The sequence below is a fragment of the Roseateles sp. DAIF2 genome (genome assembly GCF_015624425.1).
Classification (GTDB): domain Bacteria; phylum Pseudomonadota; class Gammaproteobacteria; order Burkholderiales; family Burkholderiaceae_C; genus Kinneretia.
Map to the genome: position 1 here is coordinate 1,380,295 of NZ_CP049919.1, position 16,190 is coordinate 1,396,484.

General features: G+C 65.3%; 17 protein-coding genes. 11 read left to right on the forward strand and 6 right to left on the reverse strand.

From position 1 onward, the window contains the following. Positions 1-3 precede the first annotated feature (3 nt). Genes G8A07_RS06470 through G8A07_RS06480 form a run of 3 tightly spaced genes read right to left on the reverse strand, consistent with a single transcriptional unit; the run spans position 4 to position 3,147 of the window. A complete protein-coding gene (locus G8A07_RS06470; RefSeq protein WP_195796248.1) occupies positions 4-855 on the reverse strand; it encodes a carbohydrate ABC transporter permease in 852 nt (283 codons plus the stop codon). Further along, entirely contained in the window at positions 848-1,801 is a 954-nt protein-coding gene (locus G8A07_RS06475; RefSeq protein ID WP_213086242.1) for a carbohydrate ABC transporter permease, read from the reverse strand. The genes G8A07_RS06470 and G8A07_RS06475 overlap by 8 nt, the downstream gene beginning before the upstream one ends. Before the next feature lie 8 nt (positions 1,802-1,809). After that, the gene (locus G8A07_RS06480; RefSeq protein WP_195796250.1) at positions 1,810-3,147 is read right to left on the reverse strand and encodes an extracellular solute-binding protein; all 1,338 of its coding nucleotides are present in this window, start codon (positions 3,145-3,147) and stop codon (positions 1,810-1,812) included. Positions 3,148-3,360: 213 nt separating this feature from the next. Between G8A07_RS06480 and G8A07_RS06485 the strand changes: the two genes are divergently transcribed. From G8A07_RS06485 to G8A07_RS06530, 10 genes are all read left to right on the forward strand, one after another. Next, positions 3,361-6,018, forward strand: a complete 2,658-nt coding sequence (locus tag G8A07_RS06485; RefSeq protein ID WP_195796251.1) for a TonB-dependent receptor — start codon at positions 3,361-3,363, stop codon at positions 6,016-6,018. 596 nt (positions 6,019-6,614) lie between these two features. Further along, positions 6,615-6,968, forward strand: coding sequence for a DUF2185 domain-containing protein (locus G8A07_RS06490; protein ID WP_195797630.1), 354 nt, complete (start codon positions 6,615-6,617; stop codon positions 6,966-6,968). A 141-nt stretch (positions 6,969-7,109) separates the two neighbouring features. Then, a complete protein-coding gene (locus tag G8A07_RS06495) occupies positions 7,110-8,651 on the forward strand; it encodes an IS1182 family transposase (RefSeq protein WP_195794317.1) in 1,542 nt (513 codons plus the stop codon). Positions 8,652-8,843: 192 nt separating this feature from the next. Continuing rightward, positions 8,844-9,374, forward strand: a complete 531-nt coding sequence (locus tag G8A07_RS06500) for a GNAT family N-acetyltransferase (protein ID WP_195796252.1) — start codon at positions 8,844-8,846, stop codon at positions 9,372-9,374. 53 nt (positions 9,375-9,427) lie between these two features. Next, entirely contained in the window at positions 9,428-9,808 is a 381-nt protein-coding gene (locus G8A07_RS06505) for a hypothetical protein (RefSeq protein WP_195796253.1), read from the forward strand. Positions 9,809-9,857: 49 nt separating this feature from the next. After that, positions 9,858-10,253, forward strand: coding sequence for a GFA family protein (locus G8A07_RS06510; RefSeq protein ID WP_195796254.1), 396 nt, complete (start codon positions 9,858-9,860; stop codon positions 10,251-10,253). A 263-nt stretch (positions 10,254-10,516) separates the two neighbouring features. Beyond that, the gene (locus G8A07_RS06515) at positions 10,517-10,918 is read left to right on the forward strand and encodes a hypothetical protein (protein WP_195796255.1); all 402 of its coding nucleotides are present in this window, start codon (positions 10,517-10,519) and stop codon (positions 10,916-10,918) included. A 77-nt stretch (positions 10,919-10,995) separates the two neighbouring features. Continuing rightward, the gene (locus tag G8A07_RS06520) at positions 10,996-11,472 is read left to right on the forward strand and encodes a GyrI-like domain-containing protein (protein WP_195796256.1); all 477 of its coding nucleotides are present in this window, start codon (positions 10,996-10,998) and stop codon (positions 11,470-11,472) included. Between the two features lie 57 nt (positions 11,473-11,529). Further along, positions 11,530-11,976, forward strand: coding sequence for a GFA family protein (locus G8A07_RS06525; RefSeq protein ID WP_195796257.1), 447 nt, complete (start codon positions 11,530-11,532; stop codon positions 11,974-11,976). An 81-nt stretch (positions 11,977-12,057) separates the two neighbouring features. Next, positions 12,058-12,870, forward strand: coding sequence for an SGNH/GDSL hydrolase family protein (locus tag G8A07_RS06530; RefSeq protein WP_195796258.1), 813 nt, complete (start codon positions 12,058-12,060; stop codon positions 12,868-12,870). On the opposite strand, the gene G8A07_RS06535 is transcribed toward G8A07_RS06530, so the two are convergent. Further along, positions 12,867-14,020 (reverse strand): IS3 family transposase gene (locus G8A07_RS06535; RefSeq protein ID WP_195794171.1). Its coding sequence is split into 2 segments (ribosomal slippage): positions 12,867-13,780 and positions 13,780-14,020, totalling 1,155 coding nucleotides; the frame shifts between segments, so codons are not numbered across the junction. The two genes, G8A07_RS06530 and G8A07_RS06535, sit on opposite strands and share 4 nt — an antisense overlap. 91 nt (positions 14,021-14,111) lie before the next feature. Between G8A07_RS06535 and G8A07_RS06540 the strand changes: the two genes are divergently transcribed. Continuing rightward, positions 14,112-14,675: an HAD family hydrolase gene (locus G8A07_RS06540; protein ID WP_195796259.1), complete on the forward strand. Its 564-nt coding sequence runs from the start codon at positions 14,112-14,114 to the stop codon at positions 14,673-14,675. Positions 14,676-14,727: 52 nt separating this feature from the next. On the opposite strand, the gene fabG is transcribed toward G8A07_RS06540, so the two are convergent. Together fabG and G8A07_RS06550 are read right to left on the reverse strand one after the other, a co-directional pair. After that, positions 14,728-15,480, reverse strand: a complete 753-nt coding sequence (gene fabG / locus G8A07_RS06545; protein ID WP_195796260.1) for a 3-oxoacyl-ACP reductase FabG — start codon at positions 15,478-15,480, stop codon at positions 14,728-14,730. Then, entirely contained in the window at positions 15,477-16,085 is a 609-nt protein-coding gene (locus G8A07_RS06550) for a YqiA/YcfP family alpha/beta fold hydrolase (protein WP_195796261.1), read from the reverse strand. The genes fabG and G8A07_RS06550 overlap by 4 nt, the downstream gene beginning before the upstream one ends. Positions 16,086-16,190 lie beyond the last annotated feature (105 nt).

The following is a 16,190-nucleotide window of genomic DNA, read 5'->3' on the forward strand; positions in this document are numbered from 1 at the left end:
GGTTCAACCCTTGACGGCCCCGGCGGCGAGGCCCTTGACGAAATAGCGCTGCCCGGCGAAGAAGACCAGCAGCACGGGCAGGGTGGAGACGGCCCCGGCGGCCATCATCAGGTCGTAGCGGTGCTGGAACTGGCTGACGAACAGGCGGATGCCGACCGGGATGGTCTGCACCTCGGCGCTGCTGGTCAGCACCCAGGCGAAGAACAGCTCGTCCCAGGCCAGCAGGAACACGAAGGTGGCGGTGGCGATGATGCCGGGCGCGCTGAGCGGCAGCACGATGCGCACGAAGGCGCCCAGGCGCGAGCAGCCGTCGATGATGGCGGCGTCCTCCAGCTCGCGCGGGATCGCGACGAAGAAGCCGCGCATGATCCAGATGCTGGCCGGCGTGAACAGCGCCACATAGAGGAAGACCAGGCCCTGCATGCTGTCCAGCAGCACCAGGCCGTAGCGCTCGCCGAGCTGGCGGTACAGCATGTAGAGCGGCAGGAAGAACAGCATGCCGGGGATCACCTGGGTCACCGTGATGGCCAGGCTGAAGGCATTGCCGCCGCGAAAGCGCAGGCGCGCCAGCGCGTAGGCGGCGCAGACGGCGCAGGCGGTCGACAGCAGGGTGCTGAGGCCGCAGATGATCAGGCTGTTGCGGAAGAAGCCGAAGAAGTCCACCCGGATCCAGAGCTCGCGGTAGTTCTGCCAGCGCAGATCGAGGCCGGCGCCGAGCTGGGCGCCGTTGGCGATCTCGCTGTAGTTGCGCAGCGAGGACAGCAGCATCCAGGCGATCGGCAGCAGCGAGAGCCCGACGATGGCCCAGGTCAGCAGGTCGAGCAGGGCGCGCGCGCGCGGCGAGGGCTTAGGCATGGGGGGTATCGCTCATCTGCTGGCGGAAGGCGCGCAGCCACAGGCCGACGAAGACCAGCATCAGCGCCATCATCACGAAGGACACCGCCGCGCCCTGGCCGAACAGCCAGTAGCTGAAGGACTGGCGGGTCAGCAGCGGCATCAGCAGGTCGGCCCATTCGCCCGGATAGCCGGCGCCGTTGCCGAACATCATCGAGACCAGGTTGTAGGAATAGATGTTGTCGATGATCTGGAACATCAGCTGGATCAGGATCACCGGCTTCAGCAGCGGCAGGGTGATGTGCAGGAATTGCTGCCAGCGGCTGACGCCGTCCAGGGTCGCGGCCTCGTAGGGGTCCTCGGGGATGGACTGCAGCGCGGCCAGGAAGATCAGCATCAGCACCGGCCAGGTGCGCCAGACGGTGGGGATCACGATGGCCCAGAAGCTGTTCGCGCCGATCAGCCAGAAGGGGCGCTCGTCCAGCAGGTGCAGCCAGTCCACCAGCACGGTGTTGATGATGCCGACGTCGCGCTGCCACATGAAGCCCCACAGCGAGCCCACCACATAGGAGGGCACGATCCAGGGCAGCAGCAGCAGGGTGCGGGCCAGGTTGCGGCCGGGGAAGTCGCGGTTCATCAGCAGGGCCATGCCCAGGCCGATGGCGATCGCCGACAGCGAGACCACCGCCGTGTAGAGCAGGGTGTTGCGCAGCGCCAGGCCGAGGCCGGCGCGCAGCGGGCTGGCGCCGTCGAACAGCACGCGCCGGTAGTTGTCCAGGCCGACGAAGGGCGCGTCCAGATACTGGGCCAGCGTGAACTGGTTCAGTTTCAGCAGCGACATGTAGAAGCCCTGCAGGATCGGCGTCAGGTTGACCGCCGCCATCAGCAGCAGGGCCGGCAGCAGCAGCAGGTAGGGGAAGGGATCCGGGCGGCGGCGCGGCAGGCGCGGCGCGGCGGCGCGGGGCATGGGGCTGCTCATTGCGCGGCGTTCAGCACCTGGTCGGCTTCCAGCGCGGCGGCGTCCATCGCCTGCTTGACGGCCAGCGGCGAATACTTGCCGCGCACGCCGCCCACCATGTCGAACATGCTGCCGAGGTTCTTCAGGTAGACCGATTCCAGCGGCCCCCAGCCGGCCACGCTGGGGTAGTGGCGCCCGTTCTTTGCCAGCGCCAGGAACTGCGCGACATGCGGGTCGCGCTTGAGCTGCGGGTCGTCCATCGCGTCCAGCCGGGTCGGCAGCATGCTGGACATCTGGCTGTATCGCAGCTGCGCCTCGCGCCCGGTCAGGTAGCTCAGCAGCTTCCAGGCCTCGGCCTTGTGCTTGGAGGATTTCATGATGGCCAGCGAGGAGCCCGACAGCAGGGTGGCGTTGCCCTTCAGGCCGGCGGGGTAGGGGGCGATTGCGAAGTTGCTGGCGGCCAGGGTCTCGAGCTGGCCGCCCTTGGCCTTGGGTGTGGCCATCTGCTTGAGGATCCAGGGGCCGGTGAAGATCACCGCGTACTGGCCGTTGAAGAAGCCGGACTCGATCTGGCCGGAATCCTTCTCCAGCGCGCCGCGGGGCACCAGGCCCTCGGCCGCGAAGCTGGTGTAGTAGACGATGGCCTGCACCGCCTCGGTGGCGTTCAGCGCGGAGCGCTTGCGGTCGGCGCTGAGGAAATCGCCGCCCGCGCTCCAGATCCAGGGCGCCATGTTGTGCACCACGTTCCAGTCGTTCTTGCCGGGGTAGCCGAGGGCCGCGATCTTCTTGCCGGCGATCTCGGTGCCGTTGATCTTCTGCATCGCCTGCTTGAAGCTGCCCCAGTTGGCGAAGGCGTCGCGCGGGTCGACGCCGGCCTTCTTGAACACATCGGTGCGGTAGAAGGCGGCGCGCGCATCGGCATACCAGGGCACGGCATAGATCTTCGGGTCGTCATGGCGGTGCGTGGTGCTCCACATCACCGGCATGAAGGCCTGGGCCCCGCCCAGCTCGCGCTGCTGCTGGGCGCCGATGCTTTCCAGCGCGCCCATCGACGAGACCGCCGGCACCCAGGTGCTGCCCAGCTCGATCACGTCGGGCCCCTGGCCCGAGGCCGCGGCGGCGGTGACCTTGGCCCAGGCGGACTCCCAGTTCAGCACCGTGACATTGACGCGCAGCGCCGGGTTGGCGGCCAGGTGCGGCTTGAGCAGCTCGCGCATATCGGCCTGCTGCTGCTCGGTGGTGGACATCACCCAGAGGTTGAGCTCGGCCGCGCGGGCCGAGCCCAACGCGAGGCCGGTGGCCAGCAGGCCTTGGGCCAGACGGAAGAGGAGGGGATGCGGCTGCTGTGGGCTCATGGGTGGATGCGGGAAAAATGCCTGCTGCTGTTCTGGCCGGCTATTTCAGGACAGCGCGGCCCGCGCCACAAGCCGAGGTTCTACGCCGCCACCCCGGTAGTTTTCCGGGGGTGACAAGGTAACTCTCTGAATGGTCGGCCCGCCGGGGCTGCCGTCCAATGCAGCGCAACCGATCCACCTACCCACCCATTCATCCACCTTCACGGAGCCGACATGGTCCTGACAAGAAAGCCGGTGGCCGCAGCAGCGGCGCTTCTCACGCTCAACTTGCTGCTGGCCGCTGAGGCCCGGGCGCAGACTCCGGCGGTCAAGGAGGAGGCCAAGACCACGCTGGACACGGTGGTCGTCAGCGGCATCCGCGCCTCGCGCGAGGCCTCGCTGAACCAGAAGCGCAACGCCGACGGCATCGTCGAGGTGATCACCGCCGAGGACATCGGCAAGCTGCCCGACAAGAACGTGGCGGACGCGGTGCAGCGCATCCCCGGCGTCAATATCAGCTCGGGCGCCGGCGGCGAGGGGGGCTTCTCGGAGAACGATCGGGTCAGCATCCGCGGCACCAGCGCCAGCCTGACGCAGACCCTGATCAACGGCCATGCGGTCGGCACCGGCGACTGGTATGTGCTGAACCAGACCGATGCGATGGGGCGCAGTGTCAGCTACTCGCTGCTGCCCTCGGAGATCGTCAGCCGCATCACGGTCTACAAGAGCGCGCAGGCCGACCTGGTGGAGGGCGGCGTGGCCGGCGCGGTCGACATCGAGACGCGCCGCCCGCTGAGCTTCAAGAACGCCTTCACCGCCGAGCTCTCGGCCCAGGCCCTGTACTCCAGCCTGGCCGCCAAGACCGATCCGCAGGTCAATGCGCTGTTCAACTGGAAGAACGCGGCCGGCAATGCCGGCGTGCTGGTGCAGCTGTTCTCCGAATCGCGCAGCGAGCGGCGCGACGGCCAGGAGGTGTTCGGCTACGGCGTGATCGACCCGCACAGCGCGGCGGCCCAGGCCCATCCGGAGCTGGCCGGCGTGCTCTACCCGAACCAGATCAACAACAACCTGTTCACCCAGAAGCGCATCCGCCGCGGCGGCCTGTTCGACATCGAGATCAAGCCCAGCGCCGCGCTGACCCTGGATCTGAACGGCTTCTACTCGCGCATGTCGGCGGTCAACTTCGACCATAGCTTCATGGCCAACCCGGACGAGATGCTGAACATCGACCATGCGAACGCGGTGCCCACGCAGTTCAAGGTGGTCAGGAACATGCTGACCGAGGCCAGCTTCGACCCGGTGGCCGGGCATTCGCCGGGCACGGTGGACAGCATCGCGCGCCCCGGGGCCGCCTCGAAGTCCTGGTACCTGGACTTCAACGGCAAGCTGCGCGTCAACGACCGGCTGCTGCTCAGCGCCAAACTGGGCACCACCCGCGGCCTGGGCAGCACGCCGGGCGATCTGGGGCTGGAGTCGGCGCTGCCGGTCGGCGGGCTGAGCTACCGCACGCATGGCCTGCAGCGGCCGGCCGGCGTGAGCTTCACCGGCTTCGACAGCGGCGACTACCGCGCCACCGAGGTGCTGGGCGCCTGGTGGTCGGTGGTCAAGGTGGTGGATCGCGAGCATTACGCCCAGGCCGATGCCGAGCTGGGCCTGGATCTGGGCCTGCTCGAATCGGTCAAGTTCGGCGTGCGCATGGCCGACCATCTGCGCGACCTGAAGCAGCCGGTGAACGGCGGCTGCGGCTGGGGCGGCGTGCCGGTCTGCACCGAGCTGGCGCCCTGGGACGGCGCGCGCTATCCCGGCAACTACGGCCGCGCGATGGGCGCCGACGGCATGCCGCCGATGTGGCTGCAGAGCCGCCAGACCATCGAGGACTACATCTACCGCCATGGCACGCCGCAGTTTGCCAAGCGCTGGGGCGAGTTCACGGTCAAGGAGCGCAGCCACGCCGCCTACGCGATGGCCAATCTGGGCGGCGAGCAATGGCGCGGCAATGTCGGCCTGCGGGTGGTGAAGACGCGCCAGAAGGTCGCCTACAACCTGGTGCCGGATCGCGACGGCAAGCCCGACGAGTACACGCCGGTGTCCGATGCGCGCTCCTATACCGATGCGCTGCCCAGCGCCAGCCTGCGCTTCAACCTAGCGCCCGACCTGGTCTCGCGCCTGTCGGCGGCGCGCACCATCACCCGGCCCGACTACAGCTCGATGGCCGGCGCCATCACCTCGATCGACGCGCTGACGAACACCGGCAACAGCGGCAATGTCGAGCTGAAGCCGATCCGCTCGAACAACTACGACGCGACCCTGGAGTGGTACTTCGCGCCCAAGTCGTTGCTGTCGCTGGGCCTGTTCTACATGGACATCGGCTCCTTCGTCGGCTACGGCACCAGCATCCAGATGCTGCCCAACCCCTCGCACAACGGCGCGATCGAGCCCTTCAGCATCTCGATGCCGACCAATGTGCGGGCGAAGAACAAGGGCCTGGAGCTCAGCCTGCAGCAGGCCCTGGGCGGCGGCTTCGGCTTCTCCGCCAACTACACCCATGCCCGCGGCCGCGACCAGGACGGGCAGGCGATGGTGGGCTCGTCCCGCCACACCTACAACCTTGAAGGCTACTTCGAGAACGAACGCTGGAACGCCCGCCTGGCCTATACCCACCGCTCCGACTACCTGGTGGGCCTGGACCGCTCCTACGCCCAGCATGCGGCGGGCGTCGGCAACCTGGCGGCCTCGCTGAACTACAAGATCAACGAGCATCTGTCGCTGCAGATCGACGGGCTGAACCTGAACAACCCGACCCTGAAGTACTACGGCGAGACCAAGGACCAGCCCCGCGCCTTCTACAGCAACGGCCGGCAGATTTTCGTGGGGATACGCGCGTCGCTGTGAGGGCGGGGCGGAACGGGCGCTGGGGCTTGCGCTCGATGCTGCTAGCTGGCTGCTGCTTTTTGCGGCACGCCAGCTTTTGTCCTGGCACGGCAAGCACTTGCGGCACCCGACCTCAGCTTGTCCCGCGACTTGTCCACAGGGGCGGTGGACAAGCGGCACCTGTGTGGTGAGGCGATGTCGGGGGAGATGGGGTGTGAGCGGGTCGAGGAGCACCGACGTTGGCTTGGTGCCAAATCGAGAGTGCATCTGTCTATGGAGCTACGTGCTGGGGTTTGGCCCGTGGCGGAGCGCTGGGGCCATGGCAACATAGGGAGCACGCGCACAACAACAATAAAGAAGCGCAGCAACACAACAAGAGAAGAGAACCCGGCGGCGTTCACGAGTTTTCGGATTCGTCGGATTTTTAGTTGTCGTGATCAACGGCAATAGGGACGGAACAGCATGATCCATCAGGCACTTGGCTGGCGCGCCAGCGTCGGTAGTAGGGCGACACATGCCGTGACAAGAGGCGTAGGCTGTCGCCCGATGACGCGTAAGGCCGCGCAATCCACCCACCTCGTCACCGCTGCAGCTTTCAATGCCCTGTGCCTACCGTGATGCAACCGAAGCTATTTCAGATCATCGGGGGCGAGATTCGGCAACTCATTTCGGGCATGGGCGGATGTTTCGCGTCCAACCGAATCACGGTGGACGGAGCGCCAGTTGGCTACATGTATCGTGAGCCACCAGACAACGAAACCGATAGTGGTTGGCGGTTCTTTGCAGGTGACGAGTCGGAAGAGTACGCAGACACGCCCGACAACTTCGCTATCTATGACGTGAACACCATCTGCAATTACGACCCTGCTGTCATTCCGTACCTTAGTGCGCCTGCTGGTATGGCCTACGGCCGCATTCTCGGCACAGCCGACTTTGCACAGGAATCTTCTGATGACGAAGATGATGTCTAACCCGCAGTTCCAGCCGACTCCCAACGGCGCGGCTGAACGCAATCGTTGAGGCTGTAAAAAATCTCCCCGGTGCGGGAGTCTCCGAATAGCGCGGTCAGGCGCCGGGCGCTGCAATCGAGGCCGAGTCAGAGGAGGCCACGGATGCCGCGCTACAAGCCTCAGGTCCGAGGTGCGATGTTCCTGCCGGTGGTGCTGTCGGAGCAGCTGGTGCCGGGCAGCTTTGCCTTTGCGCTGAACCTGCTGGTGGATGAGGAGCTGGACCTCTCGGCGCTGGACGCGCGCTTTCGCAACGAAGAGGTGGGCGCCAGCGCCTACGACCCGCGCGTGCTGCTCAAGATCGTGCTGCTGGGCTACAGCCGCGGCCTGGTGTCGAGCCGGCAACTGGAGCGGGCCTGCGAGCATGACATCCAGTTCATCGCGATCAGCGGGGACAGCCACCCCAGCCATGCGCAACTGGCCAAATTCGTCAGCGGCCTGGGGCCGCAGATCAAGGCGCTGTTCCATCAGGTGCTGCTGACCTGCGATGCGCAGGGCTTGATCGGTCGAGAGCTGTTCGCCATCGACGGCGTGAAGCTGCCGGCCAACGCCAGCAAGGAGCGCAGCGGCACGCATGCGGAATTGCTCCACCGGGCGCGCCGGCTGGAGAAGGCGGCCGAGAAGATCGTGAGCCTGCACCAGGCGCAGGACAGCCGCACCGGGACGCCCGGCGATGAAGCACTGCAGGCGCGCCGCCAGCAGCGTGTGGACGCCCTGCGCCGCGAGGCCCAGCGCACGCGAGAGTTCCTGCGCACCACGACGCCGCGGCGTAACCGCAAGGGCCAGGAGCTCAAGACCAACATCACCGATCCTGACAGCGCCAAGATGGCCACCAGCAAGGGCGTGATCCAGGGCTATGCGGCCCAGGCCGCGGTGGACGCGCGGCACCAGGTCATCATCGCGGCGGACATCACTGGCTCCGGCTCGGAGCAGGCCATGCTGCTGCCCATGGTGGAGCAGGCACGGCCCTTCGCTGACGCGCAGACACTCGTCACGGCAGACGCTGGCTACCACAGCGATGTCAACGTGCAGGCCCTGCACGCGCAAGGCAGGCCCGCGCTGATTGCCGACACGCAGATGCGCCAGCGCGATGAACGCTTCAAGGACCACGCTCAGCACAAAGCCCAGCCCGACCCGCTCTACGACAAGCAGGCCACCGGGCAGGGCAAACCATCGATCAAGCACTTCGGGCCGAGCGACTTCCGATTTGATCCAAAGGCCAGGACGGCGATCTGCCCGGCCGGCCAGACGCTGCGCAGCAGCGGGGCGATCTACCAGGTGGGCAAGGGCCAGCGGCGCGAAGACTTCAAGGCCAGGCCCGAGGATTGCCAAGGCTGCGCGCTGCGCACCCAGTGCCTGCGCCACCCCGAACGCACAGCTGCACGCAAGGTCTCGCTGTTCCACGCCAGAGAGCTCGACCCGAACGATCCGAGTCAGCGCATGCGCCGGGCCATCGACAGCCCGCAGGGGCGAGCGTTGTACAGCCGGCGCATCGCCACGGTGGAGCCGGTGTTCGCCAACCTGCGGCACAACAAGCGGCTGAGCCGCTTCACGCTGCGCGGCGCGGCCAAGGTGGGGGCACAGTGGCAGTTGTTCTGCTTGGTGCACAACATCGAGAAGTTGGCGCACAGCGGCTGGAGGCGGTGAGGGCCACAGCCAGGGCCGTGATATCCCCCATCAGCAGGGTTCGGCAGCGCTCACAGGCGCCCGCAGTTGGCGCCACAATCATCCGGAATGAAAACTCTGCTGAACCAGCTCCCGTTCCGCTCGTCAAAGTCCATGACGCGTGGGCAGAGGGTTATTGGACAGCTTCGTTAGGCCGCACCTCGAGTCACCGCCTTGTCGCGCCTCCACCTTGCCCCCTTCAATCGCGAAGACGCCGCGGCTATCTACGCCTTTATGGGCGACCGAGCGGCCATGGAGTTCACGTATGTGGCACCGACTCTCGCGGCATGCACCGAGCGGCTCCAAGCCTGGGAGAACCGGCGTACCGTTGACCGGTTTGCTCCGTGGGTAGTCCGCAGTCCGGAGCAGCGTGTCATTGGTTGGGGCGGTCTTGGCGTTGATCCCGAAGACCTCGCATGGGGGCCGGAGGTCATCTATGCGTTGCACCCGTCGACATGGGGTCTGGGCTACGCAACGGAGCTTGTACGCCTTACGCTTCACCTTGCCTTCAACGAGCTTGGTCTGCCGAGCGTCGCGGCATTCGTACACCGCGGCAACGCTGCGTCGCTCGCGGTACTGCGCAAATGCGCCGGCACATATCTTGGCTTCGCGTCCACGCTTGATCGCGAGCACTTCCGCTTTACTGCACCGGCTACTGTCGGCGAAGGTACGGCCGTTCGAGGGTGGAAGACCGGTGCCGTCTAAACCGTCATTCCAGTGAGTCGCCTCCGGCGTCCGCTGAAGTCCAAGGTTCCAATATGCGACACATCAATCGTTCTTTCGTTCTGGCCATGCTGGTATTGGGTTCGAACGTCTTCGCCGCCGATTCAAGCAAGGAGCTGCCCTGGTCCTCGGTTCACTTGGAAGGCATGCGCCTGCAGCTCGTCAGCCCAAAGGCCAAAGATCGGTCTGTAGGACTCTTTTTTGGCAAAGGCGGTCACCTGGCAATCACCAGCTGCACCGAAGGCACCTGCACCGGCCCGCTGACGACCTGGAAGATCGAGAACAATCGCCTCAAGACGGGCTTCGCACCCACTGAAGGTATTGCGCTCATTGGTGTAGCCGCCAACAAGCTCACTCTTCGGGAGCCGTCTGGAAAGATCGTTGTCTATGAAATCGTAGAGAAGAGCGGTTCCTAATCATGGGATCCAACGGATGCCTAGCGGCGCCGTTGATCGGCAAAGTTACATGAACACACGCATCGCCGCTTGCTCTTGCGGTCAACTGACCGCAACCGTTCTTGGCGAACCCGCCAGGGTCTCCATCTGTCATTGCTTGGCCTGTCAGCGAAGGACCGGAAGTGTCTTCGGTGCCCAGGCGAGGTTCTCACAAGAACAGGTTTCCGCTGACGGCGCGGCCAGCGAGTACCTGCGGGTTGGCGATGCGGGCTCGCATGCGCGGTTCCGCTTTTGCCCGAACTGCGGTTCCACCGTTTATTACACCGTCGATGAGATGCCCAGGGTCGTCGTCATCCCTGTCGGCGCCTTCGCCGAACCAGGCTTTCCGGGGCCGACGTTCTCTGTCTACGAGGAGCGCATGCACGGCTGGGTTGGCCTTCCCGTGAACATCGAGCACATGGCGTGAGGCTGCTGAGCAGCCTACCTGCCATCCCGGTGGACCGCCTTCGGCGGCCGTTGAATTCGTTAAGCATCTCAATGATCAGCACATCAGTAGACAAGCTGTTGGCTCGCTACTCGGCGAGACGACGCAAGGGGATAGATGGCGGTCGTCATCATATGCACAGTGTCATTGTTCGGATAGCGTTGCTTGTCGCGCTCACGCCTGTGGCAGCTTGCGCGCCCTGGCCGCATATTGAGTACTTACGACCGAGCGCTGAGGGGCGGCTCTTGGACGACGGAAAGCCGATTGCCGGCGCCGAGGTTTTTCTGGGTGCGATGCCCGGAACGAACGATCCATGCGCTGAGATGGGTGATCGAGTGGCTACTTCGGCCATCGATGGGAGTTTTCATGTTTCAGCGCGTTCGCGTACGGCGCTGATCAAGTCCCTACTTAGCCCTGCGTCCGAGACTGGAAAGATCACTGCCATTTGCATCCGTCGTCCGGGCGCCGATGTGCAGATTGGGGCGCTGATAGTGATGTTTATCGATATGCCGACGAGCGTCTCGCTTGACTGCGACGTTTCGAAGAAGAAAAGAGCAAGCAGCGAGGCGGGTAATGCGCAGATATCAAGTCCACTGGGCCAGCCGCAACTTTGTCAAGCTGTGCGGGTGCCACGAGATGCGGGATAAGCTGTCGCTCAATCCGGGTCGCATAAGCAGGCCGCGCTCTTGGCTCAGTTTCAAAATCAGGCCTCACAAGGAATTCCATGGAAATCCAGATCGTCGAGTTCCCGGAGGCCGCAGTGGCCGCGGTGGAGCACCGCGGGCCGCCTGAGCTGGAACACGAGACCTCCCAGCGCCTGATCCGCTGGCGCATGCGCAACGGCATTTCACCGCAGCAGGGGCGTACCTTCGGCATCCACTACACCGATCCGGGCCGCATCGCGCCCGAGCTGCACCGCGCGGACTTCTGCGTGTCCTACTCAGGCCACATCGAACCCAATGACGAGGGTGTTGTGGCCAAGGTGATTCCGCGCCTTCGCTGTGCGGTCGCCCGGCACACTGGCTCCCGCCGCTACATCACGGCCGCCGACTATCTGGGCCGGGTGTGGTTGCCACAGAGCGGCGAGACCGCCGGAGCGTTTCCGATCTTCTTTCGTTACGTCAATGTGGGGCCCGGCGTTCAGGAGCACGAGATGCTGACGGACGTGTATCTGCCTCTCGGGGCTATCGCCGAGACCTGATGCTTCATCAAGCAGCTTGGCTCAAATCATGCGTCATAGGCGGAAACTCCCCGAATCATGAGCGGCTCCACTGCTACTACTTCATCAACCGTCTTCTCCATCCGCTGCTACTGCGGCGCGGTCACGCTTCAAGCAAACGCAGCACCGGGAAGCTTCGTCAATTGCCGTTGCGGGCAATGCCGCCGACTCAGCGGCGCGGCCTTCACCTCCTGGGCCAGCTTCGCAAGAGAGGCAATTCCCCTGTCGGGCAACGAGCCCCTGACTGCGTTCAAGGTGAGCGACAAGGTCACGCGCCACTTCTGCCGTGTTTGTGGCTCGCATGTCTTCACGTTCGACGGTCGATTACCAAAGATTCTTGGGGTTCCTGCGGGCGCCATTGAGGGTTCGAGTCTGGCTCCGCCCAGCGCGCATTACTTCGTTGATCACAAGGCCGCCTGGTATGACATCGGCGTTGGTCAGCCTCGGTTCGGCGGAGAGTCCGGTGTTCAACCCCTGGCCTCCTAGCGCTCCATCGAGGGGCGTTACCCCGGTGGGCGGCCGTGCCTTGATTGGACTTGGCTGGGCATCGCATTCGAGCCGTATGCCATGTTGACGCTCTACAAGATCGCCTTGGCGCCGGCCTTGCTGTTGCAGGGCTCGCATCTTCGTAGAACGGCGCTCCGCTTGCCCGAGGCAGCCGGCCCGCGTTCGGGATTGTTTGGTGCTGCTGGCGATACCGCTGCTGCGCCGCTGAGGCTGCTCTTCGTGGGCGATTCCTCGGCCGCCGGCGTCGGTGTCGACTGGCAGCATGAGGCGATGCCGCATCAGGCGGCGGAGATCGTCGCATCCAGGCTGAACCGCCCCGTGCATTGGCAGTTGCTGGCCAAGTCCGGGGCCAATACTTGGGAAGCCGCTGGGCTCTTGCGCGCGCATGAGCGCGAGCTCGAGTTTGAGCTTCATCATCCGTTCGATATCGTTGTCACGGCACTCGGCGTGAACGATGTGACATCGCAGCACAGCGCGAGGCGCTTTGTCGCGGACTACGCCTCGCTGCTGCAAGCGGTGCGCGAGCGAACGGGCGCATTCCGCGCGGTCGTCTCCGGTCTGCCGCCAATGCGCAGTTTGCCGGCTGCCCCTCAACCTCTGCGCTGGTATCTTGGCCAATGTGCGTCACGCCTGGATCAGGCGCTCCATCGGTTCTGTGCATCGGACGCCAATCTGCGCTTCGTCTCGCTGGGCTGGGCCAAGGCGCATGAGATGGCGGCCGACAAGTTCCATCCCGGCAAGGGTCAGTACCGGCAGTGGGCGGAGATGGTGGCGGAACAAGTCATTGCCCTGGTGCAGCTCAGTCCGTCATCCATCGGACCGTCTGCCGCGGCCGTTGAATTCAATCGTTATGAATCGACCCGGGTTTCCTAGACACCCATGAGCCGTTGGGAATGGCGTCGTTCGAACTCAACGGGCGAAGTGTCGCCGGCGGTTCCGTGACGCCGCTTGGGGTTGTAAAACATCTCGATGTAGTTGAAGACGTCGGCGCGGGCGTCGTTGCGCGTGGCATAGACCTGGCGGCGGATGCGCTCGCGCTTGAGCAACTGGAAGAAGCTCTCGGCCACGGCGTTGTCATGGCAGTTGCCGCGCCGGCTCATGCTGCTGACCAGGTTGTGGTCGCGCAGGAACGTCTGCCACTCATGGCCGGTGAACTGGCAGCCCTGGTCGGAGTGGACCGTAACGGCCTGTCTGGGCTGGCGGCGCCATAACGCCATCAGCAGTGCATCCAGCACCAGGCTGGTGTCGATGCGACTGCCCATCGACCAGCCCACCACCTGGCGCGAGAACAGGTCGACCACGACCGCCAGGTACAGCCATCCCTCGTGCGTGCGGATGTAGGTGATGTCGGTCACCCAGGACTGGTTGGGCTCGGCCGCCGTGAACTGGCGCTGCAGGTGGTTGGGTGCAACGACTGCAGGCCTGCCCCCGCGCACGCCTGGGCGGCGCCGGTAGCCGGTCTGCGAGCGCAGACCTTCGAGCTTGAGCAGCCGCGCCACGCGGTGCTTGCCGCAGCGCTCGCCGAGGTCGCGCATGTCCAGCGTCAGCTTGCGATAGCCGTACACGCCGCCGCTCTCCAACCAGGCCTGCTTGAGCAGCCCGGTCAGCCGCAGGTCATCCTTGGCCCTGGCGCTCTGCGGCTCAGCCCTCCATGCGTAATAGCCGCTCGGGTGCACCTGCATCACCTTGCACATGCGCCGCACGCTGTACTGGGCCTCGTGCGCCTTGATGAACGCGTACCTCACCCGGACTGTTTGGCAAAGTACGCGGCGGCCTTTTTTAGGATGTCGCGCTCCTCGGTCACGCGCCGCAGCTCGGCCTTCAGCCGCCGCAGTTCCTCGGCCTGCGAGACCTGTGCCTGCCGCTCGGCGCCCGGCGCCGAGTACACCTTGATCCACTTGTACAGGCTGTGCTGGCTCACTCCGATCCGTGCCGACACGTCGGCCACCCGGTGGCCTCGCTCCGTGATCTGCTTGACCGCCTCGATCTTGAATTCTTCTGGGTAGGGTTGGTTGGTCTTCATGGCACCTCCTATTGGGCCTCAGATTGAGACTCGAAGGTGTCTACTGAATCCGGGTCGATTCACAGCGTGCTCCGACATTGGCCAGAGAACGATGCAGCGATCGAGCAGCGATTCGGCCTGCCGATCGGAAGCATCAGAAAGACGGCTTTCGATGGGGGCGCGTCTGACGCCAGCGATCATCGGCCGCATCTCGGATGAGCAGTGGCGGCGGCAGATCGTCGCCGCGTTGGCGGACTTGCATCCCGGCGTGGACTGTGCTTCGGCCGTGATGGAGTGGTCGGCCCAGCCTGGCACCCTAGCCTGGGAAGCGTTCGAGCTGCTGCGGTCCGCCGCGAGAAACTCCTCGGCCAAGCTGGTCCTTGTGACGAACGCGACAACACGGCTTCGTCAAGACCTGGAGGTTCTCGGACTTGGCCTCGCTTTTGGTGCGGTGGTGAACTTCAGCGAGCTCGGCCATGCCAAACCCGACTCGACCATCTTCGCCGCCGCTCTTGCCGCAGTGGGTTGCGCAGCCAGCGAGGCCCTGTTCGTGGACGACAGCCTCCAGAATGTCGAAGCGGCCCTTGGCCTCGGAATCAAGGCGCATCGCTGTCAAGGCATTGATGGATTTGGTGACTTCCTTGCAGATGCAGGTGCGCTGCCGAACGCGGACTAAGCGCTTGGTCGAATCGAAGCCAGCGAGGCGCTCGGCCTGACCACGGCATCCCTCAAACCGTCATCCCCCCCGACACCTCCAGCACCGCCCCATTCACATAGCTCGCCTCGTCGCTGGCCAGGAAGGCATAGACATTGGCGATCTCCTCGGGCTTGCCCAGGCGCTTCAGCGGCACATGCTCCTGCATCTGCGCGATCACCTTGTCGGGGATGGTGGAGAGTATGGGCGTTGCGATGAAGCCGGGCGCCACCGCGTTGACGCGCACGCCCTTGGGGCCGAGCTCGCGGGCCCAGGTCTTGGTGAAGCCGATCACGCCGAACTTGGTCGCGGCGTAGTTGGTCTGGCCGAAGTTGCCGTAGATGCCGACCACCGAGCTGGCGTTCAGGATCACGCCCGTGCCCTGGGCCGTCATCGTGTCGGCCACCGCCTGCGCGCAATGGAACACGCCGCGCAGGTTGACGTCGATCACCGCGTCGAACTGCGCCAGGCTCATCTTCTGCAGGCGCGCGTCCTTGGTGATGCCGGCGTTGTTGACCAGCACGTCGATGCGGCCGAACTCCTCCAGCACCGCGGCCACCATCAGGTCCACCGAGACCCGGTCGGTCACGTCGACGATATGGCCCAGCGCGGTGGCGCCCAGCGCTTCGCAGGCCCTGACCGCGGCCTGCACGCCCTCGGGCTTGAAGTCGCAGATCACGACATGGGCGCCCTCGCGGGCGAACTTCAGCGCGGTGGCCAGGCCGATGCCCTGGGCGGCGCCGGTGATGATGCAGACCTTGTTGGCAAGGCGAAGTGATGGGCTCATAGCTGGAGGAAGTCGGTCAGTTCGTGGAGGTAGTCGTCGAAGTCCGAGAGGCCATGGTCGCTGCCTTCCAGCAGCTTGATGCGGGCGGCCGCGTAGCGGGCCTGCATCTCGCGCCAGTCCAGCACCTCGTCGCCCTTGGCGATCACGGCCAGATAGCGCTCGGGGCGGGTCAGCGGCCCGTCCAGCGTCAGCGCGCGCAGCTCGCCGACGAATTCGGGCCGGAAGTAGAAATGCTGGCTCGGGTCCTGCCAGCAGCTCTGCTCGCCCAGATAGGCGGCCAGGTCGCCCGCCGGGTCGACGGCCGGGTTCAACAGCACCGCCGGCACCCCCAGGCGCTCGGCCAGCAGGGTCGCGTAGAAGCCGCCCAGCGAGCTGCCCATCAGGGCCATCGATTCGCGCGGCCAGTCGGCCACCAGGCTTTCGGCCAGCGCGATCGCCTCGGCCGGCGAGGGCGGCAGCTGCGGGCAGGCAAAGCGCAGGTCCGGGCGCCGCTCGGCCACCCAGGCCGCCATGCGCCGCGCCTTGGCCGACAGCGGCGAGGAGCGGAAGCCGTGCAGGTAAAGCAGGTGGGTGGTGGTTTTAGTTGAAGTCTTCTCGGGAGCCATGGCGGGGCAGTCTATCGGGCCGCCCCGCGGCGGTCTGTCCGCTGGGCGTCTGTGCGTTCGGGTTTTGTGCGCACAGCGCGCGGGGTCATGCGATGAGGCGCGGAT

What these genes read in the sequence shown, in the direction of transcription:
- G8A07_RS06470 (WP_195796248.1), bottom strand. Translation starts at nt 855, where the DNA reads ATGCCTAAGCCCTCGCCGCGCGCGCGCGCCCTGCTCGACCTGCTGACC.
- G8A07_RS06475 (WP_213086242.1), bottom strand. Translation starts at nt 1,801, where the DNA reads ATGCCCCGCGCCGCCGCGCCGCGCCTGCCGCGCCGCCGCCCGGATCCC.
- G8A07_RS06480 (WP_195796250.1), bottom strand. Translation starts at nt 3,147, where the DNA reads ATGAGCCCACAGCAGCCGCATCCCCTCCTCTTCCGTCTGGCCCAAGGC.
- G8A07_RS06485 (WP_195796251.1), top strand. Translation starts at nt 3,361, where the DNA reads ATGGTCCTGACAAGAAAGCCGGTGGCCGCAGCAGCGGCGCTTCTCACG.
- G8A07_RS06490 (WP_195797630.1), top strand. Translation starts at nt 6,615, where the DNA reads ATGCAACCGAAGCTATTTCAGATCATCGGGGGCGAGATTCGGCAACTC.
- G8A07_RS06495 (WP_195794317.1), top strand. Translation starts at nt 7,110, where the DNA reads ATGCCGCGCTACAAGCCTCAGGTCCGAGGTGCGATGTTCCTGCCGGTG.
- G8A07_RS06505 (WP_195796253.1), top strand. Translation starts at nt 9,428, where the DNA reads ATGCGACACATCAATCGTTCTTTCGTTCTGGCCATGCTGGTATTGGGT.
- G8A07_RS06510 (WP_195796254.1), top strand. Translation starts at nt 9,858, where the DNA reads ATGAACACACGCATCGCCGCTTGCTCTTGCGGTCAACTGACCGCAACC.
- G8A07_RS06520 (WP_195796256.1), top strand. Translation starts at nt 10,996, where the DNA reads ATGGAAATCCAGATCGTCGAGTTCCCGGAGGCCGCAGTGGCCGCGGTG.
- G8A07_RS06525 (WP_195796257.1), top strand. Translation starts at nt 11,530, where the DNA reads ATGAGCGGCTCCACTGCTACTACTTCATCAACCGTCTTCTCCATCCGC.
- G8A07_RS06530 (WP_195796258.1), top strand. Translation starts at nt 12,058, where the DNA reads ATGTTGACGCTCTACAAGATCGCCTTGGCGCCGGCCTTGCTGTTGCAG.
- G8A07_RS06540 (WP_195796259.1), top strand. Translation starts at nt 14,112, where the DNA reads ATGCAGCGATCGAGCAGCGATTCGGCCTGCCGATCGGAAGCATCAGAA.
- fabG (WP_195796260.1), bottom strand. Translation starts at nt 15,480, where the DNA reads ATGAGCCCATCACTTCGCCTTGCCAACAAGGTCTGCATCATCACCGGC.
- G8A07_RS06550 (WP_195796261.1), bottom strand. Translation starts at nt 16,085, where the DNA reads ATGGCTCCCGAGAAGACTTCAACTAAAACCACCACCCACCTGCTTTAC.